The organism is Streptomyces sp. NPDC058470 (assembly GCF_042721055.1).
Classification (GTDB): domain Bacteria; phylum Actinomycetota; class Actinomycetes; order Streptomycetales; family Streptomycetaceae; genus Streptomyces.
Map to the genome: position 1 here is coordinate 21,499 of NZ_JBHXMF010000033.1, position 24,467 is coordinate 45,965.

Sequence of the window (24,467 nt, forward strand, 5' to 3'; positions counted from 1 at the left end):
GAAGTGATCGTTCATCGCATTCGTGGGCTGGTTCACAGGAGTGCGACCCAGCTCACAGGACATTCCCGGGGACTCCCTCGCCCGGGGCGCCGTGACGCACCTGGGGGGACGCATCGGAATCGATGCATCCCCCCAGGGCGTAGGAAAACGTGGACCTCAGCCCTCGCTGACGCCCAGCCTCTCCAGGATCAGTTCCTTGACGCGGGCCGCGTCGGCCTGGCCACGGGTGGCCTTCATGACCGCGCCGACCAGCGCGCCGACGGCCTGGAGCTTGCCGCCGCGGATCTTGTCGGCGATGCCCGGGTTGCCGGCAATGGCCTCGTCGACGGCGGCGGTCAGCGCGCCCTCGTCGGAGACGACCTTCAGACCGCGCTTGTCGACGACCTCGTCCGGGGTGCCTTCTCCCGCGAGTACGCCTTCGATGACCTGGCGGGCCAGCTTGTCGTTGAGGGAGCCCTCGGCCACCAGGGCGGTGACGCGGGCGACCTGCGCCGGGGTGATGGGCAGGTCCTCAAGGGCCTTGCCCGACTCGTTGGCGCTGCGCGCCAGTTCGCCCATCCACCACTTGCGGGCGGACGCCGAGTCGGCGCCCTCCTCGGTGGTGGCGACGATCAGGTCGATGGCACCGGCGTTGAGGATCGACTGCATGTCGTGGGCGCCGACGCCCCACTCCTCACGCAGCCGGTTGCGGCGGGCCAGCGGCTGCTCGGGCAGACCGGCGCGCAGCTCCTCGACCCACTCACGGGACGGCGCGATGGGGACGAGGTCGGGCTCCGGGAAGTACCGGTAGTCCTCGGCCTCCTCCTTCACGCGGCCCGAGGTGGTGGACCCGGTGTCCTCGTGGAAGTGGCGGGTCTCCTGGATGATCGTGCCGCCGGCGTTGAGTACGGCGGCATGCCGCTGGATCTCGAAGCGGGCCGCACGCTCCACGGAGCGAAGGGAGTTGACGTTCTTGGTCTCACTCCGGGTGCCGAACTTCTCCCGGCCGTACGGGCGCAGCGACAGGTTCACGTCGCAGCGCATCTGGCCCTGCTCCATGCGGGCCTCGGAGACACCGAGTGCCTTGATGAGCTCGCGCAGCTCGGCGACGTACGCCTTGGCGACCTCGGGAGCGCGCTCGCCCGCGCCCTCGATCGGCTTGGTGACGATCTCGATGAGCGGGATGCCGGCGCGGTTGTAGTCGAGCAGCGAGTGCGAGGCGCCGTGGATACGGCCGGTGGCGCCGCCGACGTGCAGCGACTTACCGGTGTCCTCCTCCATGTGGGCGCGCTCGATCTCCACGCGGAAGACCTCGCCGTCCTCCATCTGGACGTCCAGATAGCCGTTGAAGGCGATCGGCTCGTCGTACTGGGAGGTCTGGAAGTTCTTCGGCATGTCCGGATAGAAGTAGTTCTTCCGGGCGAAGCGGCACCATTCGGCGATCTCGCAGTGCAGCGCGAGGCCGATCTTGATGGCGGATTCGATGCCGATCGCGTTGACGACCGGGAGCGCGCCGGGCATGCCGAGGCAGGTCGGGCAGGTCTGCGAGTTGGGCGCGGCGCCCAGTTCGGTGGAACACCCGCAGAACATCTTGGTCTTGGTGCCGAGTTCGACATGGACTTCGAGGCCCATGACGGGGTCGTACGTCGCCAGGGCGTCCTCGTACGACACCAGTTCGTCGGTCGTGGTGGTCACGGTGAAAACTTCCCTCTCAGCCCAGCAGGACGTCGTCGTCGCCCAGGCGCTTGAGCTCCCGGTAGAGGATGGCGAGGCCGGTGACGATGGCGGCGGCGGATACGGCGGCGTCGACGAGCCGCAGGAAGTCGCCGTCCTCGCGGGCGAGCCTGGCCTGCTTGGCGACGCTGAGCGCACCGAAGGCGGTGCTGGCGAGCGACACGTACACGCCCGTCTTGGACTTCTTGAAGTTCTTGGCCTTCTTTGCCATGGCACTCACAGTGACGGAGCCTCCTCGATCAGCGGGTGACCCCACCTTTCCACGAAGGCGGCCTCGACGGCGGCGCCGACCTTGTACAGCCGGTCGTCCTTCATCGCGGGGGCGATGATCTGCAGGCCGACCGGAAGGTTGTCCTCCGGCGCGAGACCGCAGGGCAGCGACATGGCGGCGTTGCCCGCCATGTTGGTCGGGATGGTGCAGAGGTCCGCGAGGTACATCGCCATCGGGTCGTCGGCGCGCTCGCCGATCGGGAAGGCGGTGGTCGGCGTCGTGGGCGACACGATCACGTCGACCTGCTCGAACGCCTTCTCGAAGTCGCGCGTGATGAGCGTACGGACCTTCTGGGCGCTGCCGTAGTACGCGTCGTAGTAGCCGCTGGACAGGGCGTACGTGCCGAGCATGATGCGGCGCTTGACCTCGTCGCCGAAGCCCTCCTCACGGGTGAGGGCGGTGACCTGCTCGGCGGAGTGCGTGCCGTCGTCGCCGACGCGCAGGCCGTAGCGCATGGCGTCGAAGCGGGCGAGGTTCGAGGAACACTCGGACGGCGCGATCAGGTAGTACGCGGAGAGCGCCAGGTCGAAGGACGGGCAGTCCAGCTCGACGATCTCGGCGCCCAGCTCCTTGAGGAGGGCGACGGACTCGTTGAAACGCTGGACGACTCCGGCCTGGTAGCCCTCGCCCGCGAACTGCTTGACGACGCCGACGCGCATTCCGGCGACGGAGCCGTTGCGCGCGGCCTCGACGACCGGCGGGACCGGGGCGTCGACGGAGGTCGAGTCGAGCGGGTCGTGCCCGGCGATGACCTCGTGGAGGAGGGCCGCGTCCAGGACCGTACGGGCGCAGGGGCCGCCCTGGTCGAGGGAGGACGAGAACGCCACCATGCCGTAGCGGGAGACGCCGCCGTATGTGGGCTTGACGCCGACCGTGCCGGTGACGGCCGCGGGCTGGCGGATCGAGCCGCCGGTGTCCGTGCCGATGGCGAGGGGGGCCTGGAAGGAGGCGAGCGCGGCGCTCGAACCGCCGCCGGAGCCGCCGGGGATCCTGCTCAGGTCCCAGGGGTTGCCGGTGGGCCCGTACGCGCTGTTCTCGGTGCTGGACCCCATGGCGAACTCGTCCATGTTGGTCTTGCCGAGGATGACGACGTCGGCGGCCTTCAGCCTCTTGGTGACGGTCGCGTCGTACGGCGGAATCCATCCTTCGAGGATCTTCGACCCGACGGTGGTCGGGATGCCCTCGGTGGTGAAGATGTCCTTGAGCGCGAGCGGTACGCCGGCCAGCGGGCCGAGCTTCTCGCCGCGCTCCCGCTTCCCGTCGACGGCGCGAGCCTGGGCGAGCGCACCCTCCCGGTCGACGTACAGGAAGGCGTGCACCTTCTCGTCGACGGCCTCGATCCGCGCGAGGTGTGCCTCGGTGACCTCGACGGCGGTGAGTTCGCCGGACGCGATCTTGGCAGCGGTCTCCGCTGCCGTCAGCCTGATGATGTTGACGTTGGTGTCCGTCATGGTGATTAGTCCTCCCCCAGGATCTGCGGCACCTTGAAACGCTGCTGCTCCTGGGCCGGGGCGCCGGAGAGCGCCTGCTCGGGGGTGAGCGACGGACGGACCTCGTCCGCGCGCATGACGTTCGTCAGCGGCAGCGGATGTGAGGTCGGCGGTACGTCTTGGTCGGCGACCTCGCTGACGCGGGCGACCGCGCCGATGATGTCGTCGAGCTGGCCGGCGAAGTGATCGAGCTCTTCGCCCTTCAGCTCCAGACGCGCCAGCCGTGCGAGGTGGGCGACCTCCTCGCGCGTGATGCCAGGCATGCGACGTTCCTCTGGGGGTGAGTGTGTGTGGTTTGGCCCAATCCTATGGGTCGGGGGACGGTGCCTGCGCCCGGGTTTCTCCGGGGGGCTCGCCCACCCGCGCCCGCCCGTGACCCTCACTCGACAAGTGGGGCTCTCCGGTGGGGGTTACGAGCCGTCGGCGGCAGTCTGTTCGGGGACATCGTCCACAAGCTGCGGGCAGTACGTGGCTGGGCGCGCAGTTCCCCGCGCCCCTGACAGACCCACTCCTTTACCGGCTGACGCCGACGGCGCTCAACCCCCACAGGAGAGGCCCACTTGTCGAGTGACCGTCACGGACGGTGCGCGGGCGGGAGAACCGCCTCCCACCAGGCCTGCGGGACTACTCCGCCGCCGGCAACGCCGCCCGCGGCCGCTGCCACCCACGCGACCCGCGGGCCAGCAGCCACGCCGTGGTGTCCTCCGGAGGCATCGCCGCGGCGACCAGCCACCCCTGCACCGCGTCACACCCGAGATCGCGCAACCGCTCCCACGTCTCGTCGTCCTCCACACCCTCGGCGACGACGAGCAGTCCGAGCGAGTGCGCGAGATCGATGGTGCAGCGCACGATCTCCGCGTCCTCGTTGTCCACGGCGAGCCGCGCGACGAAGGACCGGTCGATCTTCAGCTCGCTGACCGGCAGTCGGCGCAGATGAACGAGCGAGGAGTACCCGGTACCGAAGTCGTCCAGCGACATCTTCACCCCGTGCGCGGTCAGCGCAGCCAGGGTGTCCGCGGCCCGCTGCGGATCCTCAAGGAGCACATGCTCCGTAATCTCCAGCTGGAGCGACCCCGCGGGAACCCCGTGCCGGGCGAGCCGCGCCGCCACCGAGCCCGCGAACCCGGGGGTGTGGACGTCGCGCGGTGAGACGTTCACCGCGACCGGCACGTACAGCCCCTGCGCCCGCCAGCGTGCGACCTGCGCGAGTGCCGTCTCCAGGACGTACTCCGTGAGGTGCGGCATCAGCCCGGACGACTCGGCGATGGCGATGAACTCGTCCGGCGCCACCCTCCCCCGCTCGGGGTGCACCCACCGTACGAGTGCCTCAAGTCCGGCGACCTGACCGTCGAACCGGACCTTCGGCTGGTAGTGCAGCTCGACGTCCCCGGCATCCAGGGCCCGGCGCAGATCCCCCAGCAGCCCCAGCCGGTCCGGGGTGTTCGAGTCCCGCTTGGACTCGTACACCTCCACCCCCGTCCGGTCGCGCTTCGCCTGGTACATGGCGACGTCCGCCCGCCGGAGCAAACCCTCGGCGTCGAGCGCGTGGTCGGGGAAGACGGCGAGCCCGGCGCTGGCCTCCAGGACGAGCGAGAGCCCGTCCAGGTCGAGGGACGAACCGAGCGCGGCGACGAGATTGCGGGCGACCCGCGTGGCCGAGGTCGTGGAGTCGGCGATGGGCAGCAGCACGGCGAACTCGTCGCCGCCCAGCCGCGCGGCCTCCGCCCCGCGCGGCAGGTTGAGCCGCAGCCGATCGGCTATCTGAAGGAGCAGCCGGTCTCCGGCGAGATGCCCGAGCGTGTCATTCACCGACCGGAAACGGTCGAGGTCGATCAGCATCAGGGCGGAACGCGCACCGATGCGTTCGGCTTCGTCCAGTGCCGTCCACGTACGTTCAAGTAGCCACTGCCGGTTGGGCAACCCGGTCAGCGGGTCACGCAACTGCTCCTCCGCCCGCGCACGGGCGATCCACAGCGTGGAGTCGAGAGCGATCAGCGGGATCGAGAACAGCGGCAGCAGCATCGGCTGCGCGATCGCGACCACGCAGATCAGCGGCGTGATGCCGAGCAGCGCGACCGCGACGAGCCCCTGTCTGACCAGGGCCGTACGCGCGACGGTCGGCAGGCCGCCGGTACGCGGCGCGTGGACGTACCAGAGCAGGGTCCGGGTGGCCACGAGATACGCGGCGGCGACCAGGACCACTTCGGGTACGGCGGAGACGGTCCAGCTCTCCGGGCTCCAGGGCGTCTCGACGGACGGGAACCGCCCCCAGGCGGCCAGGACCAGCGCCCCGGCCCCGATGCCGAGGATGTCGACCGCGCCGTGCAGGATGCCCTGGCGCCACCGGTTGCGGCGCGCGATGCCGACCAGGACGACGACGGTCAGGCTGACCATTCCGGCGGGCACCCAGCCGTACAGCAGCAGGACCGCGAGGGTGAGGGCGGCGCCGGAGCCCGTGCCGCCCCACCGGCGGGAGCGGCCGAGGGCGACGAGGTGGCCGACGATGATGCCGGTCAGCAGGGCGAGCGACCAGCCGACGGCACCGGAGGGGAAGAGCGCGTGGTCGTCGCTGAACGCCCGGAAGAAACCGGCACCCAGGACGAACGCGGAGGCCGCGATGGCCGCCGCGGGCAGCGCGGGCCAGGTTATGGGCCGTTCGGGCTCGTGCCCGGCCATGCCGGGGCCTGGAGCGAGACCGCCGACCCCGGCGCCGCCGCCGGCCGTGCGGGGCGGGACGCCGGGGCGCTCCGAGGTCGGCGCTGCCCCGCGGCCGCCCCCGAGCCATGTGCCGGCCATCCGGCGCAGCCGTGAGTCAGGGGCGGCGCTCTCGGTCGGTTCCATTCCCGTCCCTCTCACAGCCGGCGGTGCCCACGCCACGCGGCCCGGGCCCGAAGACAACTGGCCACGGCCGCCGCGTCTGAAAACCAATCCCCGAACTCCCGAGGAGCAGGAGATGCCCCAACCGCAGCTGGGCACGGCAGGCGCACATCTCAACAGTAGGCCGCAGAAGGCTTCCACGGGCAGCGGTCGTAGACGGTTGCCCGAATGCGACCCGGCCACCCGTATGCATCTGATATGCGCCGAACGGGTGGCCTTCAACCGCTACTGCTCGATCGGAAGTGCGACTTCCGCTGCCGCGTCCGATCCCTGTTCGAGCAGGACGGCGAAGCCGTCCTCGTTCAGAACCGGAACTTTCAGCTGCATGGCCTTGTCGTACTTGGAACCGGGATTGTCTCCCACAACGACGAAAGATGTCTTCTTTGAAACAGAACCGGTCACTTTCGCTCCACGGCTCTGGAGGGCCTCTTTCGCGCCATCCCGCGTGTGGTGTTCGAGCGTTCCGGTGACCACAACGATGAGCCCTTCGAGCGGACGCGGCCCCTCGTCCTCGCCGGAGCTCTCCTCCTCCATACGGACCCCGGCCGCCCGCCACTTGCGCAGGATCTCGCGATGCCAGTCCTCCGCGAACCACTGCTTCAGGGAGGTGGCGATGATGGCGCCGACGCCCTCGGTGGCGGCGAGCTCCTCCTCGGTGGCCGCCTCGATCCGGTCGATCGAGCGGAACTCGCGGGCCAGCGCCTCGGCCGCGACCGGCCCGACATGACGGATCGACAGCCCCGTCAGCACACGGGCGAGCGGGCGCTCCTTGGCCGCTGCGATGGTGTCCAGCATGGCGATCGCGTTCTTCTTCGGCTCGCCCTGCTGGTTGGCGAAGACCGTGGCGATCTTCTCCTCGCCCGTCTTCGGGTCGCGCTTGGGCAGTCCGCTGTCCTGGTCGAGGACGTACGCCTTGATGGGCAGCAGCCGCTCGATGGTGAGGTCGAAGAGGTCGCCCTCGTCCATGAGCGGCGGCTCCGCGGGCTCCAGCGGCTTGGTGAGCGCCGCGGCGGCGACGTACCCGAAGTGGTCGATGTCCAGTGCCTTGCGGCCCGCCAGATAGAAGAGCCGCTCCCGCAACTGGGCCGGGCAGGTGCGGGCGTTCGGGCAGCGCAGGTCGATGTCGCCTTCCTTCATCGGGCGCAGCGGCGTCCCGCACTCCGGGCACTCGGCGGGCATCACGAACTCCCGCTCGCTGCCGTCGCGCAGGTCGACCACCGGCCCGAGGATCTCCGGGATGACGTCACCGGCCTTGCGCAGCACCACCGTGTCCCCGATGAGGACGCCCTTGGCCCTGACCACGTCCTGGTTGTGCAGGGTCGCGAACTCGACCTCGGAGCCGGCCACCGTGACCGGTTCGACCTGCGCGTACGGCGTGACACGGCCCGTACGTCCCACGCCCACCCGGATGTTGATCAGCTTGGTGTTGACCTCCTCGGGCGCGTACTTCCAGGCGATCGCCCAGCGCGGGGCGCGGGCCGTGGAGCCGAGACGGCCCTGCAGGCGGATCTCGTCGAGCTTGACGACCACGCCGTCGATCTCGTGCTGCACGGAGTGGCGGTTCTCCCCGTAGTACGCGATGAACTCCCTTACGCCGTCGAGGTCGTCGACCACCTTCGCGTACGGCGTGGTCGGCAGGCCCCACTCGTGGAGCAGCTCGTAGGCCTGGGAGAGCCGATCGATGTCGAAGCCCTCGCGGGCGCCGATGCCGTGCACCACCATGTGCAGCGGGCGGCTCGCGGTGACGCGCGGGTCCTTCTGGCGCAGCGAACCCGCCGCCGCGTTGCGCGGGTTGGCGAAGGGCTTGTCACCGGCCTCCACCAGACGGGCGTTGAGCTCCTCGAACTTCTCCATCGGGAAGTAGACCTCGCCGCGGATCTCCACGAGGTCCGGGACGCGGTCGCCCTTCAGCCGGTCCGGGATCTCCGCGATCGTACGGACGTTGGGCGTGATGTCCTCGCCCGTCCGGCCGTCGCCGCGGGTCGCCGCGCGCGTGAGGCGGCCGCGCTCGTACGTGAGGTTGACCGCGAGGCCGTCGACCTTCAGCTCGCACAGGAGGTGGTAGTCGGTGGTGCCCACGTCTCTGGCGACGCGCTCGGCCCAGGCCGCGAGCTCCAGGTCGTCGAAGGCGTTGTCGAGCGACAGCATGCGCTCGCGGTGCTGTACGGACGTGAACTCGGTCTCGTACGCGCCCGCGACTTTCTGGGTCGGGGAGTCGGGTGTGCGCAGCTCGGGGTACTCGTCCTCCAGGGCCTCCACGGAGCGCAGGAGTTTGTCGAAGTCCGCGTCACTGATGACCGGTTGGTCCCTCACGTAGTACCGGAAGCGGTGCTCCTCGATCTGCTCGGCGAGCAGCGCGTGCTTCTCCCGCGCCTCGGCGGGTACCGATGTGGGCTCTGCGTGCTTTTCGCCGGCCACCGTGTTGTCCTCCCGTTACTCAGGGTTGTCCGCGAGGGATCTCGCCGCCCGGACGCAGTGGGCGAGCGCCCTGCGCGCATGGTCGGGGGAAGCCCCCGCGAGCCCGCACGACGGAGTGACCGTGACCGCCTCCGCGAGAAGTCCCGGTTGCAGCCCCAGCCTGCGCCACAGCGTCCTGACACCCATGACGCTACCGGCAGGGTCCGACAATGGACCGTCCACGCCGGGGACGACACCGGCGAGGAGTCGCGTCCCGCCTTCCACTGCTTCCCCGATCACGTCGTCGTCACGCTCGGTGAGGAGTGAGAAGTCGAAGGAGACAGCCGCGGCGCCGGCCCTGTGCAGCAGTGCGAACGGCACGTCGGGTGCGCACGAGTGCACCACGACCGGGCCTTCGCCGTGCACCCCGATGACGTCCCGCAGGGTCGCCTCGATCAGCTGCCGATCCACGGCCCGGTGGGTCCGGTAGCCGCTCGCGCTCCTCACATGCCCGCGCAGTACGGCGATGAGGGAAGGTTCGTCGAGCTGGAGGACGAGCTGTGCTCCGGGAATGCGCCGCTGCACGTCTTCGAGGTGGACGCGCAGTCCCTCGGCGAGCGAACCGGCGAGATCCCGGCAGGCGCCGAGGTCGGACAGCGCCACCTCGCCGTTCCTCAGCTCCAGCGCGGCGGCCAGCGTCCAGGGCCCCACCGCCTGCACCTTCAGCGGCCCTTCGAACCCCTCCAGGAACTCCTCGATCGCGTCGAGGTCCTCCCCCAGCCACGACCGTGCCCTTCTGGTGTCCCGCCCCGGCCGGTCACCGAGCCGCCACCCGCTGGGCTCCACGCGCGCGTACAGCTCGACAAGCATCCCGGCGGTCCGCCCGATCATGTCGGCGCCGGGCCCCCGCGCGGGCAACTCGGGCAGAAACGGGAATTCATCGACGGACCCGGTGACGGTCTTCGCGGCTTCCCGCGCGTCCCCTCCGGGCATGGATCCGATCCCGGTTGCGGGACCGAACCTGAACCTGCTGTTTTCGCTCACGCGGGAAGCCTACGGAATGGTTCTCGCGAGGTCAGCGGCCCGGTCGTACCGTCAGGTTGCTGACCTCCGCGTCGCTCGGCAGGTCGAGGGCCATCAGGATCGTCGTCGCGACGGACTCGGGGTCGATCCACTTCGAGGCGTCGTACTCCTTGCCCTCCTGCTGGTGGACCTTGACCTGCATGGGGCCCGCGGTGCGGCCGGGGTAGACGGAGGTGACGCGGACGCCGTTGCCGTGCTCCTCGTGGCGCAGGGAGTCCGCGAGGGCCTTCAGGCCGTGCTTGGAGGCGGCGTACGCGGACCAGTCGGCGTGGGCGTTGAGGCCGGCGCCGGAGTTGACGAACAGCACGTGCCCGTGGGACAGGCGCAGTTGGGGCAGGAAGTGGCGGGTCAGCTCCGCGGGGGCGATCAGGTTGACGTTGAGCTGGTGGTGCCAGGACCTGGGGGTCAGCTCGCCGACCGGGCCGAGGTCGACGACGCCCGCGATGTGCAGCAGCGAGTCGATCCGGTCGGGCAGCGTCTGGTGCGAGAACGCCCAGGACAGCTTGTCCGGATCCGCGAGGTCACCGACCAGGGTCCTCGCTCCGGCGTACTGGGCGGCGAGTTCCTTCGCGCGGCCCGCGTCGCGCGCGTGCAGCACGATGTCGTCCCCGCGCGCGTGGAGGCGGCGAGCGACGGCCGCGCCGATTCCGGAGCCCGCCCCGGTGATCACATGGGTAGCCATGCCCGCCATGCTCGCATCACTGCTGGCCCTGGCTCTCCTCCAGGTAGGCCAGGGCGCCCACGGCCTCCTCGGCGAAGAACACCAGATCAGTGAGGGGAACCGGCAGGAAACCCTCGTCCTCCATGCGCCGGAACTGCTCCTTGAGGCCGTCGTAGAAGCCCGCCGTGTTGAGCAGCACCACCGGCTTCTGTGTCTTCCCGTGCTTCTTCAGCTCCAGGATCTCGGTGGCCTCGTCCAGCGTCCCCGTCCCTCCGACCATGATCACCACGGCGTCGGCCTTCTCAAGCAGCAGCGCCTTGCGCTCGGCCAGGTCACGGGCGATGACCATCTCGTCGGCGTTCGGCCGGACCATGTCCGCCAGGAAGTCCACGGATACACCCAGCAGCCGCCCGCCCGCCTCCTGCACTCCGTCGGCGACCACCTTCATGAGACCGACGTCAGAGCCGCCCCACACCAGCGTGTGGCCGCCCTTGCCGAGCAGTTCGGCGAACTCGCGCGCGGGGCGCGTGTAGCGGTCGTCGAGGTCGGCGGCGGAGAGGAAGACGCAGATATTCATGCGTCCACGGTACGGGGGAAGAACTCCGGGCCTGCCGGTGCTCTCCAGGTATGGCTGAAGGACACACGATCACCATCGAGCAGGGCACGGAGCGCGTACGCGTCGTGCACGGCGACCAGATCCTGGCGGAGAGCGACCGCCCCCTGTTGCTGCGCGAGACGGGCTGTCCCGTGCGCTACTACATCCCCCCGGAGGATGTCCGCCTCGATCTGTTGGCGGCTTCCCCGACCCACACGTTCTGCCCCTTCAAGGGCACCGCGTCCTACTGGTCCCTCCCCGACGCGGCCGACCTGGTCTGGGCGTACCCCGACCCCAACCCCGAAGTCACCCAGATCAAGGACCACCTGTGCTTCTACGAAGTGGAAGTGTTCTGAGCCGATGAGTTCCGGGTCTTCTGCCAGTCTCCACGGCATGGACAAGAAGACCCTTTCCCTCGACGGAACCCCTATCGCGTACGAACGCCACGGTGACGGCCCGACGGTTGTTCTGGTCGGTGGAGCCCTGTGCACGGGCGCCACACTGGCGCCCCTGGCGGCGGCCCTCTCGGACCGTTTCGGCGCCCTCACCTACGACCGCCGGGGCCGGGGCGAGAGCGGCGACACGGCCCCCTTCGCGGTGGCCCGCGAGGTCGAGGACATCGCGGCGCTGATCGAGGCGTCAGGCGGCCACGCGGCGCTTTACGGCATCTCATCGGGCGGCGCGCTGGCCCTGGAGGCCGCGGCGAGTGGGTTGCCCGTCAGCCAAGTCGTCGTCTACGAGACGCCGTTCGCCGTATACGAAGGGGGCGGCAAGGAGCGCCTGGAGTACACCGAGCGGCTGACCGAGCTGCTCGGCCAGGGGCGGCGGGGAGACGCTGTCGAGCTGTTCATGGAACTCGCCGGTACGCCGCGGGAGATGATCGCGGGCGCCCGCCGCTCCCCCGGGTGGCCGGACATGGAGGCGATCGCACCCACCCTGGCGTACGACAACGCCGCGATGGGCGACGGCCTGGTCCCCCGGGACCGGCTGGCCTCGCTCACGGTCCCGGTGCTGGCCGTCGGGGGCGGGGCGAGCCCCGAGTGGCTGCGGGAGGCGGCACGCGCCGTGGCGGACGCGGCGCCCGACGGGTCGTACCGCACGCTGGACGGCCAGACCCACATGGTGGATCCCCAGGTGCTGGCGCCGGTTCTGGCGGAGTTCTTCGGGGGCTCCGGTAGGCGTTGAGGCGGTCGGACGGTGCTAGACAGCCGCCGTCGCGCGCGTGGTCGTCGCGATCGTCGCCGAGCCCACCACGCGCGTGCCGTCGTACAGGACGACCGCCTGGCCGGGGGCGACCCCGCGGACCGGCTCGGTGAAGGTGACTTCGAGGGTGCCGTCGACGAGTTCCGCGGAGACCGTCGTCTCGCCGCCGTGGGCGCGGAGTTGGGCCGTGTAGGTGCCGGGGCCTGTCGGGGCGGTGCCGCACCAGCGGGGCTTGATGGCGGTCAGGCCGTTCACGTCCAGGGCGGCCGCCGGGCCGACCGTCACCCTGTTGTCGACGGGCGAGATGTCCAGGACGTAGCGCGGCTTGCCGTCGGGGGCCGGGGTGCCGATGCGGAGACCCTTGCGCTGGCCGATCGTGTAGCCGTACGCGCCCTCATGGGTGCCCAGCTTCGTGCCGGACTCGTCGACGATGTCGCCCTCCGCCTTGCCGAGACGGTTCGCCAGGAAGCCCTGGGTGTCGCCGTCGGCGATGAAGCAGATGTCGTGGGAGTCCGGCTTCTTGGCGACGGCGAGGCCCCGGCGCTCGGCCTCCGCGCGGATCTCGTCCTTCGTGGTGAGGGTGTCCCCGAGCGGGAAGAGTGCGTGCGCGAGCTGGCGGTCGTCGAGCACCCCGAGGACGTACGACTGGTCCTTGGCCATGTCGGAGGCGCGGTGCAGCTCACGCGTGCCGTCCGCGCCGACGATCACCTTCGCGTAGTGGCCCGTGCAGACCGCGTCGAAGCCGAGCGCGAGCGCCTTGTCGAGCAGCGCGGCGAACTTGATCTTCTCGTTGCAGCGCAGGCACGGGTTCGGGGTGCGCCCCGCCTCGTACTCGGCGACGAAGTCCTCGACCACGTCCTCGCGGAAGCGCTCGGCGAGGTCCCACACGTAGAAGGGGATGCCGATGACATCGGCGGCACGGCGGGCGTCGCGCGAGTCCTCGATGGTGCAACAGCCACGCGCGCCCGTGCGGAACGATTGCGGGTTGGCGGAGAGCGCGAGGTGCACGCCCGTCACGTCGTGGCCGGCTTCCGCCGCGCGGGCGGCGGCCACGGCGGAGTCCACGCCACCCGACATGGCGGCGAGTACGCGAAGGGTGCGGGGGCGCTGCGAGGTCTCAGTCATAACCCCTCCAGGGTACGGGGCCGTGGGAACCGAAGCCCGCGAGTATCCGTTGAAGATCGCATGGGGGAGAAAAAGGCGGGCGGAGAGGCCCGGGCAAAGGGACACCGGGGCAGGGACGGCGACCGGCGGATCGGGCGCCGGGCGCTGCTCATCGGCGGCGCGGCGGCGGCCGTCGGGAGCGTCTTGCTGGCGCGGGACGAGCTCGCGCGTCTGTGGTGGCGGCTGCCGAGCGTGGAGAAGCCGCGCAAGGAGGGCGAGGTCGACTTCGCGGGCGCCCGGTGGGTGGCGGCATCGTCGGCGAACTGGCGGCGGGCGGACCGGCCCGACGACTACGGGATAGACCGGGTGATCATCCACGTCACCCAGGGCAGCTTCGACAGCGCGGTGAAGGTCTTCCAGGACCCGGGACACGGCGCTGCCGCGCACTACGTCGTCGGCCAGGACGGCCGCATCACCCAGATGATCCGCGAGCTGGACGTGGCGTACCACGCGGGGAACCGGGAGTACAACGAGCGGAGCGTCGGCATCGAGCATGAGGGCTTCGTGGACCGCCCGCAGGATTTCACGGACGCGATGTACGAGGCCTCGGCTCGGCTGACGGCCCGGATATGCGGGCGGTACGACATCCCCGTCGACCGGGAGCACGTCATCGGGCACGTCGAGGTGCCGGGCACGGATCACACGGACCCGGGTCCGCACTGGGACTGGGACCGGTACGTACCGCTCGTACAGCAGGCACTGACCGCCCAGGAACAGACCCAGGCGGCCGGGACGGGCGAGGCGTCCGCTAGCTGAGCCCCGCCGAGCGCGCCCGTTCCACCGCCGGTCCGATCGCGCGGGCCACCGCCTGGACGTCCGCCTCCGTGGAGGTGTGGCCGAGGGAGAAGCGGAGGGTGCCGCGGGCCAGGTCGGGGTCGATGCCGGTGGCGAGGAGGACGTGGCTCGGCTGGGCCACGCCCGCCGTGCACGCGGAGCCGGTGGAGCACTCGATGCCCTGCGCGTCCAGGAGGAGGAGCAGGGAGTCGCCTTCGCAGCCGGGGAAGGTGAAGTGCGCGTTGGCCGGCAGCCGACCCCCGTCGGCCGGATCGCCGCCGAGGATCGCGTCGGGCACGGCCTTGCGTACGGCCTCGACCAGGTCGTCGCGCAGGGCGCCGATCTCCCGGGCGAACCACTCGTGCTGCTCGGCGGCGAGCCGCCCGGCGACGGCGAACGACGCGATCGCGGGCACGTCGAGGGTGCCGGACCGGACGTGGCGTTCCTGACCGCCGCCGTGCAGGACGGGTACGGGGCTGTACTCGCGGCCAAGGAGCAGCGCGCCGATGCCATAGGGACCGCCGATCTTGTGGCCGGACACCGTCATGGCGGCCAGGCCCGAAGCGCCGAAGTCGACCGGGATCTGGCCGAAGGCCTGCACGGCGTCGGCGTGCAGCGGGATGCCGAACTCGGCGGCGGCGTCGGCCAGTTCGCGGACCGGCATGACGGTGCCGATCTCGTTGTTGGCCCACATGACCGTGGCGAGGGCGACGTCGTCGGGGTCGCGGGCGATGGCCTCGCGCAGGGCGTCCGGGTGCACACGGCCGTACGGGTCCACCGGGAGGTACTCGACGGTGGCGCCCTCGTGTTCGCCGAGCCAGTGCACGGCGTCGAGCACTGCGTGGTGTTCGACGGGGCTCGCGAGAATGCGGGTGCGGGCGGGGTCGGCGTCGCGGCGGGCCCAGTACAGGCCCTTCACCGCGAGGTTGTCGGCCTCGGTGCCGCCGGAGGTGAAGACCACCTCGCTGGGGCGTGCGGCGAGGGCGTCCGCCAGGGTCTCGCGGGCTTCCTCGACGGTACGTCTGGCGCGGCGGCCGGCGGCATGGAGGGAGGAGGCGTTGCCCGTGACGCTCAGTTGGGCGGTCAGTGCCTCAACCGCCTCGGGAAGCATCGGGGTGGTCGCGGCGTGGTCGAGGTAAGCCATGGTGGCCCCGATTCTACGGGCCCACCCCCCGCTGCCTCCGCCCCCACCCGGCGCAGCCGCCACCGGGGGTCGAATCGCGCCCTAGAAGCTCCAGGACACCGTGCTGTCGAACTGCATGAGTGCCACCAGCAGGACCAGGTCAGCGACGCCCAGGCCGAGTCCCAGGAACGCGCGGCCCCGGCGGGCGGTGCCGCGGTACAGGGCGATCGACGCGAGGACGACGGCGATGGGGCCAAGGAAGACGTTGAGGACCAGGAGGCCGACGAGGCCGAGGATGAAGGAGGCTACGGCCATACCGTCGGCGTCCCGCCCGGCGGTCCTGCCCTTCGGCGCGACGGTGGGCTCGGCACGTACCTCGCGGTCGACGCGCTCAGTACGTTCGGTGAGTTCCATGGTGTGAGTCCGCTCCCAACGTTCAGTTGGTGGAGGTGTGGCGCGGTCAGTTGGTAGAGGGGTGGCGCCGGCGGGCGTTCCGCTCGCGTACCGCGAAGACGGCCAGCCAGATGCCGATGACAAGGGCGGCGACGAGGCTGACGGGTACCGGCGCATGGGCCACGGAGCCCATGATCACGCCCATCAGCAGGAGGGCGGCGACGAGGAACAGCATGAGATGCCTCTCGTGGAAGTCCGACGACTCAGTGAACGGATGTAGTAACACTTGTTCACTGACTCTTGAGTCTAGCGCGTCACCCGGCTTTCCAATCACGGAGAACAGTTGTTAACTGCATGGCATGAGTCACACCCTCGGCATCCGCCAGGCGCAGAAGCAGAAGACCCGACAGGCCCTCCTGGACGCGGCGTTGGGGCTGCTGGAGGAGCAGAGTCTGAGCAGCCTGGGCCTGCGCGAGGTCACCCGTGCCGTCGGTGTCGCTCCGACCGCCTTCTACCGGCACTTCCGCTCGACGGCGGATCTCGGAGTGGCGCTGGTCGAGGAGGCGCTGGGCAGCCTGCACCCGATGATCGGGGAGACCGTGTCCGCGGCCGACGACAGCGACGAACGCATCACGCGCGCCGTCGATCTGATCGCCCACCACGTGGCGACCCACCCCGCGCACGTCCGCTTCATCGCGCGCGAGCGGCACGGCGGTGTACAGCCGGTGCGGGAGGAGATCCGCGAGCAACTGGCCCGGTTCGCGGAGGAAGTGAAGACCGAACTGGCCAAGCAGCCCGAGTCGGCGGGGTGGAGCGACGACGACCTGCTGATGCTCGCGGGCCTGTACGTCGACCAGATGCTGATGACGGCGTCGCTCCTCCTGGAGGCCCTGGAGGCCTCGGAGGAGGAGCGGGACCGGGTGGCTCGCGTGGCGGCCCGCCAGATGCGGCTGATCAGCATCGGCCGCCGCAACTGGCTGGGCTGAACGCCTCGCCACAACCGGCCGGGATGAACACCTCCGCCCCAACTGGCTGGGGTGACGCCCCCGTTCGCCGGGTACGTCACCCCCAAAGCCGTCAGACCGACAAATAGCCGGTAACCGTCGCTCGCCGAGCCGTCAGACCGAAGGGACGGAAACCGTCAGCCCGTCGGCTGCGCCTGAGTCCCCTGCCCACCCCCGCCGCCGAAGCCACCACAGCCGCCTCCACCGCCACCGCCCGGCATACCGGACGGCCGGCCCGAGCGAGTCCCGCCCGAGGGCATCCCGGACGGAAAGCCGGAAGGCCTGTCGGACGCCGCCGCCCCACTGGGCCGCCCGGACGGACCGCCGCTCGGCATGCCCGAAGGCCGGGCACATTCCGTCTGACCGGTGGTGCCACTGTTCGAGGACGATGAGTCGCCCGAGCCGCAGGCCGCCAGCAGCGGCGCCAGGGCGAGCAGTGCGACGGCGGGAACGAGTCGTGTACGACGGTTCATGAGGCTTACTCCCAGTCAAGTCCCGAGCCCGGTTTATGAGTACCGGATGAGTACGGGATGAGTGGGGGCCAGAGCACCAGATCCAGGTAGGACCGCGCTGTGCCGAAGCTATGGCTTCCTGTGGATCACTTGAAGCCCTGGGAAAGAAGACAGGTCCAGGTGGGAGCGCTGTTCCCAAACCGTGACGTCGGGATCGCCGAAGACTCCGCCACCTGCCGCCCGGCGCGCAACACTTCCCGGGCGTCGACGAGTTCGACGCCGGGGCGGCGGACCGACCGGGCAGCCGGCCGTTCAGCTGATCCGTGCCCGTGCCAGCTGCCGGGACTGCGCGACCAGCCGGTCCGCGCTGTCCCACACCTCGGCGTCCTCCTCCAGGAAGCCACCGGCGAGGTTACGCGTGGTGATGGACACCCGGAGCGGGCCGGGGGCCGGGCGGGAGCGGACGTGCACCGTCAGCTCGACGGTCGGCACCCAGCCGGACAGGCCGAGTTCGAAGGCGGTCGGAGGCAGCGCGTCGACGGCGAGGAGCAGCGAGAGGGGGTCCGGGTCACGGCCGTCGGCCAGGCCGAACCAGGACCGCATCTCGCCCTTCCCGGAGGGCGCTCCGAGGGCCCAGCCCAGGGTCGCCGGGTCGAGCCTGAGCATCAGCCGGTCGACGATCGCCGAGCTGTCGGGCACCGGAGCGGGTGCGTCCTCGGGGCCGAAGCACTGGTCCATGGGCGGCATCGCGGGTGGCTTCGCCGTCGTACGGACGTCTTCGGGCAGGGTGTCGAGATCGCCGTACGAGGCGAGGACGCGGATCCGTTCGACCTCGCGGCCCTCGTCGTCGTACTGGAAGAGGGAAGCCTGGCCGGTGGAGAGGGTCCGGCCGGTGCGGGCGACCTCCGTGCGGACGACCGCCGGTCCCGGCTGGGACGCGGTCAGGTAGTGCGCGGAGATCGTGAACGGGTCGGGGTGCGGCAGGGCGTCCCCGAGGGCGCGGCCCAGGACGGCAAGGAGATAGCCGCCGTTGACCGCGCTGAGGATCGTCCACCCGGCGGACAGATCGACGTCGTAGACGCCGGGTTCGCGGAGGGTGACCGCCGTGTCGCGGTCGAACTCGCTGTCGCCGATCGTGGCCCGTACGGCCGGTACCGAAACTGCATCTGGCATGCCCGAACGCTACAACAGGTAGCTACTAAGCGGTAGCTTTTACTGTTTCGCTCGCATGACGTCCTCCCTTGGCGAGTCGGAGAGGGATCACGGAGCCTCCTGCTCGGTCGCCGTCGAACGGCGGTGCCAGGCGCGCGGCGCCCGCCAGTGGTACCGCATCGCGAGCAGCCGCAGGACAAAGGCGGTGACGACCGCGAGCCCGCTGGTGAACGTGGTGAGCATGTCGTAGCGGATGCACACGACGACCATCGCGGCGCCGACCATCGCCGGTACCGCGTACAGGTCGCGGTCCCAACGCAGCAGCGAGGGCACCTCGTTGGCGAGGACGTCGCGCAGTACGCCGCCGCCGACCGCCGTGGCGAGGCCGAGGGCCGCGGACTGGGTCAGGCCGAGCCCGTACTCGTACGCCTTCGTGGTGCCCGCGACGCAGAAGAGGCCGAGCCCGGCCGCGTCGAAGACGTTGACGGCTACCTGGGTCCGCTCCACCTCCGGGTGGAGGAAGAAGACGAGCAGGGCGGCGAGCAGCGGGGTGCTGAAGTAGCCGAGGTCGGTGAACGCGGCCGGGGGCACGGCTCCGATGATCAGGTCGCGGAACAGTCCCCCGCCCAGCGCGGTGACCTCGGCGAGTACGGCGATACCGAAGACGTCGAAGTTCTTGCGGACGGCCAGCAGGGCGCCGGAGATCGCGAAGACGAAGATCCCCACGAGGTCGAGGACATGCTGGACGGAGGGGGTGAACAGTTCCTGGAGCACCCGCCATTTTTACCTACGCGAACGGGAGAGCGCGCGTGCGCTCTCCCGTCCGCGGTGGTTCGGCCGTGCTGCGGCGCCTAGGACTGTCCTAGTCCTTGGAGTCCTTGGAGTCCTTGGAGTCTGTGGACTCCTTGGAGACGCTCGGCTCGGAGGTCTCGGAAGGAGCCTCCTCCGGAGCTTCGGCCTCGATCTCGGCCTCGGTCTCGGTCTCGATCTCGGTCTCGGCCGAAACCTCGGCCGGAGCCTCCCCCGACACCTCGGCGGCATCCACCGCGGGCACCAGTTCGACCGTCTCGATGGCCACCTTGGCCGCCGCCAGCAGCACCGTGTCCTGCGGCGCCTGGTCGTCCGCGTTCTCCGGGTGGTGGCAGGCCACCTGCTGGCCGGGCTTCAGCTCCACGAGCGGCGGCTCGGTCGTCCTGCAGATCTCCGTGGCCTTCCAGCACCGCGTGTGGAAGCGGCAGCCGCTCGGCGGCGAGATCGGCGAGGGTACGTCGCCCTTGAGCAGGATGCGGTCGCTCTTGGTGCCCCGGCGCTTGGGGTCCGGGACCGGCACCGCGGACATCAGGGCCTTGGTGTACGGGTGCATCGGCGCCTCGTACAGCGAGGTACGGTCGGCGAGTTCGACGATCTTGCCGAGGTACATCACCGCGATGCGGTCCGAGACGTGGCGTACGACGGAGAGGTCGTGCGCGATGATCACGTAGGTCAGGCCCAGCTCGGTCTGCAGGTCGTCCATCAGGTTCACGACCTGCGCCTGGATCGACACGTCGAGGGCCGAGACCGGCTCGTCCGCCACGACCAGCTTCGGCTTCAGGGCGAGCGCGCGGGCGATGCCGATGCGCTGGCGCTGGCCGCCGGAGAACTCGTGCGGGTAGCGGTTGAAGTGCTCGGGGCTCAGGCCCACCAGCTCGAGAAGGCGCTGGACCTCCTTCTTCACACCGCCCTCGGGCTCCACGCCCTGGAGCCGGAAGGGCGCCGAGACGATCGAGCCGATGGTGTGCCGCGGGTTCAGCGAACCGTACGGGTCCTGGAAGATCATCTGGATGTCCCGGCGCAGCGGGCGCATCCCTCCCGCGCCGAGCCGGGTGATGTCCTTGCCCTCGAACTCGATGGTGCCGGCGGTCGGGTCCTGGAGCCGGGTGATGACCCGGCCCATGGTCGACTTGCCGCAGCCGGACTCGCCGACCACGCCCAGCGTCTCGCCCTTGCGCACCTCGAAGTCGATGCCGTCGACCGCCTTGACGGCCGCGACCTGGCGCTGGAGGAAGCCCTTCCGGATGGGGAAGTGCTTCTTCAGCCCCTGGACCCTGAGCAGCACCTCGCGGTCCTCGGAACCCGCGGCCTGCGGCGGGGTCACCGGCGCGTCGACGGCGTCCGTCTTCTTCGTCTCACTCACAGCTTCGGCGCAATCTCTTCGGTCCAGATCCGCGTGCGGTCCTCCGGCGAGAGGTGACAGGCGGAGTAGTGCCCGCTGCCGACCAGTTGCAGTTCGGGGCGCACGGTACGGGTGACATCGCCCTTGGGGAGGTCGGCGTACGGGCAGCGCGGGTGGAAGGCGCAGCCCGAGGGGATGTTGATGAGGCTCGGTGGCTGGCCCTTGACGGGGATGAGCCGCTCGGACGTCTCCCGGTCGATACGCGGCATCGAGCCGAGCAGACCCCAGGTGTAGGGGTGCTGCGGCCGCTCGAAGATCGTGTCGACCGGACCGCGCTCCGCGCACCGGCCGCCGTACATCACCAGGACGTCGTCGGCGATCTCGGCGACCACGCCCAGGTCGTGGGTGATGAGGACGACGGCGGAGCCGAACTCCTTCTGCAGATCGCGGATGAGGTCGAGGATCTGCGCCTGGACGGTCACGTCCAGGGCGGTCGTCGGCTCGTCCGCGATGAGCAGCTCGGGGTTGTTGACGAGCGCCATGGCGATCATCGCGCGCTGGCGCATACCGCCGGAGAACTCGTGCGGGTAGCTGTCGACGCGCTTGCCGGGCTCGGGGATGCCGACCCGGTCGAGCATCTCGATGGCCCGCCTGCGCGCGGTCTTCTTGTTGACCTTGTGGTGGACGCGGTACGCCTCCACGATCTGGTTGCCGATCGTGTAGTACGGGTGCATCGCGGAGAGCGGGTCCTGGAAGATCATCGACATCTCGCGGCCGCGGAGCTTGCGCACCTCGTCCGGGTCGGCGCCGACCAGTTCCTTGCCGTCAAGCCAGATCTCGCCGGACATCCGGACGTTCTTGCCGCCCGCGCCCAACCGGTGCAGACCCATGATCGCCAGCGAGGTGACGGACTTCCCGGAGCCCGACTCGCCCACGATGGAAAGGGTCTTGCCCTTCTCCAGCGAGAAGCTGAGCCCGTCGACGGACTTGACCAGGCCGTCGTCGGTCGGGAAGTGCACCTTGAGGTCGCGTACTTCGAGGAAGGCGCTCGGCGCGTCGGAGCGCGCGGTGACGGGTTCGCCTACCGCGGCGCCGGTCTTGGACAGTTCGGTCACGAGAGCCTCACCCGCGGGTCGGCGGCTGCGTAGAGCAGGTCCACCAGAAGATTTGCGATCACGACGAAGAAGGCGGCGAGCAGGGTCACGCCGAGGATCGGGGGCAGGTCGTTGTCCTGGATGGACTTCACCGCGTACTCACCGATGCCGTGCAGGGAGAACACGTACTCGGTGATCAGCGCACCGCCGAGCAGCAGACCGAGGTCCATGCCGAAGATGGTGATGATCGGTGTCAGCGCGGCCCGCAGCCCGTGCCGGACCACGACCTTGCGCTCGCGCAGGCCCTTGGCGCGTGCCGTGCGGATGTAGTCCTCGTTCATCGTCTCCAGCATGCCGGACCGCGTGAGCCGCGCGTAGATGGCGGAGTAGAGGAGAGCGAGCGAGCACCACGCCGGGAAGAGGGTGTTGGCCCACTGCGCGGGGTTCTCGGTGAACGGGACGTAGGTGCGGCCGAAGATCGGCCACTGGAAGGTGAAGAGCAGCAGCGCGAGGTTGCCGGTGAAGAACATGGGCAGCGAGACGCCGGCGAGGGCGATGCCCATGAAGGTGCGGTCGAGGAGCGAGCGCGGCTTGAGTGCGGAGACCACACCGGCCGTGACACCGGACACCAGCCAGAGCACGGCGGCTCCGACGGCCAGCGAGATCGTCACTGGAAGGCGGGAGGTGAGCTGTGGCCAGACCGCGACGTGGGTCTTGAAGGAGTAGCCGAAGCAGGGCGCGTCGCAGTGCGCCGTGGTGGGGCCGAGGTCATAGGTGGCTCCGACCACGATCCCCTTGATGAAGTGCCAGAACTGGACGTAGAGGGGCTGGTCCAGTCCGAGGTTGTGCTTGACCGCGGCGATGTCGGCCGCCGACGGGTTCTTCCCGATGTACTGCTGGGCCAACGAGTCGACGGTCTGACCGGCGAACCGCGGCAGCACGAAGAAGATGCCGAAGGTGACCGCGGTGACGATCAGCAGCAGGATCACCGCTGCGACCGTCCGACGGAGGATGTACGAGATCACGGGGACCGGCCTGGTGCCCACGGGCTGCGAAGCCCGCGGGCACCAATGCCTTCACCTGCCTTCCGGGGCTACTTCTTGGTCGTGCCGATGTTGAGGTAGTCGTACTGACCGCTGAAGGCCGCCGTGGAGACCAGGTTGGTGAAGTTGGCCGGGCGGTACAGCAGGACCTTGAAGTAGGTCAGCGGAACGAGAGCCGCCTCCTCCATGGCCTTCTTGTCGACCTCGGTGTACAAGGCGTCACGTGCGGCCTTGTCCTCCGTGCCGATCGCCTTCACCAGCAGCGCGTCGACGTCCGCGTTGTCGAGCTGCGAGAGGTTGGTGTTGCCGGACTCGCCGATCGCGTCACCGTTCAGGATCTGCTGCAGGAAGCCGTAGCCGGACGGCCAGTCGGAACCCCACTGCATCATCATCAGACCGATGTTGTTCTTCTTGTCGAACTCGGGGACACCCGCGTTGTCGGTGAAGTACTTGCCCGACGGGTACTGCTTCAGGCTGGCGTTGATCCCGACGGCCTTGAGCGAGTTGATGATCGCGGTGGCCGCGTCGATCTCCTGCGGACGGTCGCTGCGCGCGGAGATGTTCGTGTTGATCGTCGTCTTACCGCAGGCCGTCAGCTGCTCCTTGGCCTTGGTCACGTCGCCCTTGTTGCCGGCGGAGGCGTAGATGTCCGACTTCTCGTAGCCCGGGATGTCCGGCGGGAGGACGGTGGTGGCGATGTCACCGCGGATCGGGCCGCCCTCGGCGGTCTGCACCGAGACCTTGTCGATCGCGTACTCGACGGCCTTGCGGCAGGCGACGTTGTCGAACGGCGCGAGCTTGGTGTTGATCGCCATGTAGACGAGACGGCCACCGTAGGTGTTGTCGGTGTTGGCCTTCAGGTCGGCGGAGTTGACCACCTTCGCCTGCGTCGCGGCCTGGACACCCGTACCGCCCAGGTCGATGGCGTCACCGGCCATGACGTCCTGGTCGATCGTCTCGGCGTTGACCTTCAGCTTGACGACGATCTTGTCCGGGTACTGCTTGCGCAGCGGGTCGGTCTTCGCGTCCCAGTTCTCGTTGCGGACGAGGGTGACCTGCTTGCCCTCCTCGTAGCTCTCGAACTTGTACGAGCCCGAGGACACGATGTTCTTGACGTAGTCGACGCCGGTGTCCTTGGCCTGCGGCACCGGAGCCGTCTGCGGCGTGGCGACCAGGTAGTCGAACTCCTGGAAGGCGGTGTTCAGGTGGAAGACGACCGTGGTGTCGTCCGGCGTCTCGATCGACGACAGACCCTCGGCGCTCTTGTCCTTGTAGGGACCCTTGTAGGCGTCGCCGCCCTCGAGGAACTGCTGGAAGTAGTTCGGGCCGAGGGAGAGCACGTCACGCGCGAAGTTGGAGCGCTCCACGGCGTACTTCACGTCCTTCGACGTGATCGCCGTGCCGTCCTGGTACTTCAGGCCCGAGCGCAGCTTGTACGTCCAGGTCTTGCCGCCGTCGCTCGGCACGCCCGCGCTCGCGGCGAGGTCCGGGACCAGCTCGTTGCCCTTTTCGCCCGGAGCGGGGTTGAAGGTCATCAGCGGGCGGGCGTACAGACGGCTGAGGTTGTACATGTACGCGTAGTACGTGTTGCCCGGGTCGAACGAGTCCGGGACATCGGAGTACTCGTACGTGACCGTCCCACCCTTCTGGGTGGAGGCGTTGACGACGTCCTTGGTCGCTGCGTTGGCCCCAGCTGAGTTCGTGTCGTCGTTCGTGTTGTCATCGGCCTTGCTGCAGCCTGCGAGTAGCAGACTCACACTGCCGATGGCCGCAACTGCGGCCAGCGCTGACCTTCGCATGATGTTCGGGTCCCCTCCATTGTCGGA

The 24,467-nt window shown here is 69.7% G+C and carries 23 protein-coding genes; 4 read left to right on the forward strand and 19 right to left on the reverse strand.

Translation table 11 applies throughout. The annotated features are described in order from the left end of the window. Nucleotides 1-156: 156 nt before the first annotated feature. The 9 genes from gatB to ACFWP7_RS23875 all read right to left on the reverse strand — a co-directional run bounded on the left by gatB (nucleotide 157) and on the right by ACFWP7_RS23875 (nucleotide 11,069). Nucleotides 157-1,674 carry an Asp-tRNA(Asn)/Glu-tRNA(Gln) amidotransferase subunit GatB gene (gatB, locus tag ACFWP7_RS23835; RefSeq protein ID WP_384384276.1) on the reverse strand — a complete coding sequence of 506 codons (1,518 nt, stop codon included), beginning with the start codon at nucleotides 1,672-1,674 and terminating at the stop codon, nucleotides 157-159. A 16-nt stretch (nucleotides 1,675-1,690) separates the two neighbouring features. Then, a complete protein-coding gene (locus tag ACFWP7_RS23840; protein ID WP_384384477.1) occupies nucleotides 1,691-1,924 on the reverse strand; it encodes a hypothetical protein in 234 nt (77 codons plus the stop codon). Between the two features lie 5 nt (nucleotides 1,925-1,929). Then, the gene (gene gatA / locus ACFWP7_RS23845; protein WP_384384278.1) at nucleotides 1,930-3,435 is read right to left on the reverse strand and encodes an Asp-tRNA(Asn)/Glu-tRNA(Gln) amidotransferase subunit GatA; all 1,506 of its coding nucleotides are present in this window, start codon (nucleotides 3,433-3,435) and stop codon (nucleotides 1,930-1,932) included. Nucleotides 3,436-3,440: 5 nt separating this feature from the next. After that, nucleotides 3,441-3,737, reverse strand: coding sequence for an Asp-tRNA(Asn)/Glu-tRNA(Gln) amidotransferase subunit GatC (gatC, locus tag ACFWP7_RS23850; RefSeq protein ID WP_015036350.1), 297 nt, complete (start codon nucleotides 3,735-3,737; stop codon nucleotides 3,441-3,443). Nucleotides 3,738-4,098: 361 nt separating this feature from the next. Continuing rightward, nucleotides 4,099-6,315, reverse strand: coding sequence for a putative bifunctional diguanylate cyclase/phosphodiesterase (locus tag ACFWP7_RS23855; protein ID WP_384384281.1), 2,217 nt, complete (start codon nucleotides 6,313-6,315; stop codon nucleotides 4,099-4,101). 261 nt (nucleotides 6,316-6,576) lie between these two features. Beyond that, nucleotides 6,577-8,769 (reverse strand): NAD-dependent DNA ligase LigA, encoded by a 2,193-nt coding sequence (gene ligA, locus ACFWP7_RS23860; RefSeq protein WP_384384284.1) that lies wholly within the window; start codon nucleotides 8,767-8,769, stop codon nucleotides 6,577-6,579. 15 nt (nucleotides 8,770-8,784) lie between these two features. After that, nucleotides 8,785-9,792 (reverse strand): methionine synthase, encoded by a 1,008-nt coding sequence (locus ACFWP7_RS23865; RefSeq protein ID WP_384384287.1) that lies wholly within the window; start codon nucleotides 9,790-9,792, stop codon nucleotides 8,785-8,787. Between the two features lie 31 nt (nucleotides 9,793-9,823). Further along, nucleotides 9,824-10,513 (reverse strand): SDR family oxidoreductase, encoded by a 690-nt coding sequence (locus ACFWP7_RS23870; RefSeq protein WP_384384290.1) that lies wholly within the window; start codon nucleotides 10,511-10,513, stop codon nucleotides 9,824-9,826. A 16-nt stretch (nucleotides 10,514-10,529) separates the two neighbouring features. Next, nucleotides 10,530-11,069: a TIGR00730 family Rossman fold protein gene (locus ACFWP7_RS23875; protein ID WP_384384293.1), complete on the reverse strand. Its 540-nt coding sequence runs from the start codon at nucleotides 11,067-11,069 to the stop codon at nucleotides 10,530-10,532. 50 nt (nucleotides 11,070-11,119) lie between these two features. On the opposite strand from ACFWP7_RS23875, the gene ACFWP7_RS23880 reads away from it, so the two are divergent. Next, nucleotides 11,120-11,443 carry a DUF427 domain-containing protein gene (locus tag ACFWP7_RS23880; RefSeq protein ID WP_384384296.1) on the forward strand — a complete coding sequence of 108 codons (324 nt, stop codon included), beginning with the start codon at nucleotides 11,120-11,122 and terminating at the stop codon, nucleotides 11,441-11,443. A gap of 37 nt (nucleotides 11,444-11,480) precedes the next feature. Then, complete coding sequence (locus ACFWP7_RS23885) at nucleotides 11,481-12,272, forward strand: alpha/beta fold hydrolase (RefSeq protein WP_384384298.1); 792 nt, start codon at nucleotides 11,481-11,483, stop codon at nucleotides 12,270-12,272. A 15-nt stretch (nucleotides 12,273-12,287) separates the two neighbouring features. Here ACFWP7_RS23885 and mnmA read toward each other — a convergent pair whose 3' ends face one another. Next, the gene (gene mnmA / locus ACFWP7_RS23890) at nucleotides 12,288-13,415 is read right to left on the reverse strand and encodes a tRNA 2-thiouridine(34) synthase MnmA (protein WP_384384302.1); all 1,128 of its coding nucleotides are present in this window, start codon (nucleotides 13,413-13,415) and stop codon (nucleotides 12,288-12,290) included. 60 nt (nucleotides 13,416-13,475) lie between these two features. Here mnmA and ACFWP7_RS23895 point away from each other — a divergent pair, with 60 nt between their 5' ends. Next, nucleotides 13,476-14,210 (forward strand): N-acetylmuramoyl-L-alanine amidase, encoded by a 735-nt coding sequence (locus ACFWP7_RS23895; protein ID WP_384384305.1) that lies wholly within the window; start codon nucleotides 13,476-13,478, stop codon nucleotides 14,208-14,210. Here the strand turns inward: ACFWP7_RS23895 and ACFWP7_RS23900 are convergent. The 3 genes from ACFWP7_RS23900 to ACFWP7_RS23910 all read right to left on the reverse strand — a co-directional run bounded on the left by ACFWP7_RS23900 (nucleotide 14,203) and on the right by ACFWP7_RS23910 (nucleotide 16,030). Beyond that, nucleotides 14,203-15,372, reverse strand: a complete 1,170-nt coding sequence (locus tag ACFWP7_RS23900) for a cysteine desulfurase family protein (protein ID WP_384384308.1) — start codon at nucleotides 15,370-15,372, stop codon at nucleotides 14,203-14,205. The genes ACFWP7_RS23895 and ACFWP7_RS23900 overlap by 8 nt on opposite strands. 81 nt (nucleotides 15,373-15,453) lie before the next feature. Next, complete coding sequence (locus ACFWP7_RS23905; RefSeq protein WP_384384480.1) at nucleotides 15,454-15,666, reverse strand: DUF4190 domain-containing protein; 213 nt, start codon at nucleotides 15,664-15,666, stop codon at nucleotides 15,454-15,456. A 145-nt stretch (nucleotides 15,667-15,811) separates the two neighbouring features. Continuing rightward, complete coding sequence (locus ACFWP7_RS23910) at nucleotides 15,812-16,030, reverse strand: hypothetical protein (protein WP_384384492.1); 219 nt, start codon at nucleotides 16,028-16,030, stop codon at nucleotides 15,812-15,814. Nucleotides 16,031-16,103: 73 nt separating this feature from the next. Here ACFWP7_RS23910 and ACFWP7_RS23915 point away from each other — a divergent pair, with 73 nt between their 5' ends. Beyond that, a complete protein-coding gene (locus ACFWP7_RS23915; RefSeq protein ID WP_384384310.1) occupies nucleotides 16,104-16,730 on the forward strand; it encodes a TetR family transcriptional regulator in 627 nt (208 codons plus the stop codon). Nucleotides 16,731-17,512: 782 nt separating this feature from the next. Here the strand turns inward: ACFWP7_RS23915 and ACFWP7_RS23920 are convergent. From ACFWP7_RS23920 to ACFWP7_RS23945, 6 genes are all read right to left on the reverse strand, one after another. Beyond that, nucleotides 17,513-18,373, reverse strand: coding sequence for a thioesterase family protein (locus tag ACFWP7_RS23920; RefSeq protein ID WP_384384313.1), 861 nt, complete (start codon nucleotides 18,371-18,373; stop codon nucleotides 17,513-17,515). Between the two features lie 87 nt (nucleotides 18,374-18,460). Continuing rightward, on the reverse strand, nucleotides 18,461-19,126 hold the full coding sequence (locus tag ACFWP7_RS23925; protein ID WP_384384317.1) for a trimeric intracellular cation channel family protein: 666 nt from the start codon (nucleotides 19,124-19,126) through the stop codon (nucleotides 18,461-18,463). A gap of 88 nt (nucleotides 19,127-19,214) precedes the next feature. Next, a complete protein-coding gene (locus ACFWP7_RS23930) occupies nucleotides 19,215-20,525 on the reverse strand; it encodes an ABC transporter ATP-binding protein (protein ID WP_384384320.1) in 1,311 nt (436 codons plus the stop codon). Beyond that, complete coding sequence (locus ACFWP7_RS23935; protein WP_384384323.1) at nucleotides 20,522-21,619, reverse strand: ABC transporter ATP-binding protein; 1,098 nt, start codon at nucleotides 21,617-21,619, stop codon at nucleotides 20,522-20,524. Before ACFWP7_RS23935 ends, ACFWP7_RS23930 begins: the two co-directional genes overlap by 4 nt. Next, on the reverse strand, nucleotides 21,616-22,623 hold the full coding sequence (locus tag ACFWP7_RS23940) for an ABC transporter permease (RefSeq protein ID WP_384384326.1): 1,008 nt from the start codon (nucleotides 22,621-22,623) through the stop codon (nucleotides 21,616-21,618). Before ACFWP7_RS23940 ends, ACFWP7_RS23935 begins: the two co-directional genes overlap by 4 nt. A gap of 68 nt (nucleotides 22,624-22,691) precedes the next feature. Further along, on the reverse strand, nucleotides 22,692-24,440 hold the full coding sequence (locus ACFWP7_RS23945; protein WP_384384329.1) for an ABC transporter substrate-binding protein: 1,749 nt from the start codon (nucleotides 24,438-24,440) through the stop codon (nucleotides 22,692-22,694). Nucleotides 24,441-24,467 lie beyond the last annotated feature (27 nt).

Bases quoted from the DNA above. Each gene is read 5' to 3' on its own strand.
- ACFWP7_RS23840 (WP_384384477.1), bottom strand. From the start codon at position 1,924: ATGGCAAAGAAGGCCAAGAACTTCAAGAAGTCCAAGACGGGCGTGTAC.
- gatA (WP_384384278.1), bottom strand. From the start codon at position 3,435: ATGACGGACACCAACGTCAACATCATCAGGCTGACGGCAGCGGAGACC.
- gatC (WP_015036350.1), bottom strand. From the start codon at position 3,737: ATGCCTGGCATCACGCGCGAGGAGGTCGCCCACCTCGCACGGCTGGCG.
- ACFWP7_RS23855 (WP_384384281.1), bottom strand. From the start codon at position 6,315: ATGGAACCGACCGAGAGCGCCGCCCCTGACTCACGGCTGCGCCGGATG.
- ACFWP7_RS23870 (WP_384384290.1), bottom strand. From the start codon at position 10,513: ATGGCTACCCATGTGATCACCGGGGCGGGCTCCGGAATCGGCGCGGCC.
- ACFWP7_RS23875 (WP_384384293.1), bottom strand. From the start codon at position 11,069: ATGAATATCTGCGTCTTCCTCTCCGCCGCCGACCTCGACGACCGCTAC.
- ACFWP7_RS23880 (WP_384384296.1), top strand. From the start codon at position 11,120: ATGGCTGAAGGACACACGATCACCATCGAGCAGGGCACGGAGCGCGTA.
- ACFWP7_RS23885 (WP_384384298.1), top strand. From the start codon at position 11,481: ATGGACAAGAAGACCCTTTCCCTCGACGGAACCCCTATCGCGTACGAA.
- mnmA (WP_384384302.1), bottom strand. From the start codon at position 13,415: ATGACTGAGACCTCGCAGCGCCCCCGCACCCTTCGCGTACTCGCCGCC.
- ACFWP7_RS23895 (WP_384384305.1), top strand. From the start codon at position 13,476: ATGGGGGAGAAAAAGGCGGGCGGAGAGGCCCGGGCAAAGGGACACCGG.
- ACFWP7_RS23900 (WP_384384308.1), bottom strand. From the start codon at position 15,372: ATGGCTTACCTCGACCACGCCGCGACCACCCCGATGCTTCCCGAGGCG.
- ACFWP7_RS23905 (WP_384384480.1), bottom strand. From the start codon at position 15,666: ATGGCCGTAGCCTCCTTCATCCTCGGCCTCGTCGGCCTCCTGGTCCTC.
- ACFWP7_RS23915 (WP_384384310.1), top strand. From the start codon at position 16,104: ATGAGTCACACCCTCGGCATCCGCCAGGCGCAGAAGCAGAAGACCCGA.
- ACFWP7_RS23920 (WP_384384313.1), bottom strand. From the start codon at position 18,373: ATGCCAGATGCAGTTTCGGTACCGGCCGTACGGGCCACGATCGGCGAC.
- ACFWP7_RS23945 (WP_384384329.1), bottom strand. From the start codon at position 24,440: ATGCGAAGGTCAGCGCTGGCCGCAGTTGCGGCCATCGGCAGTGTGAGT.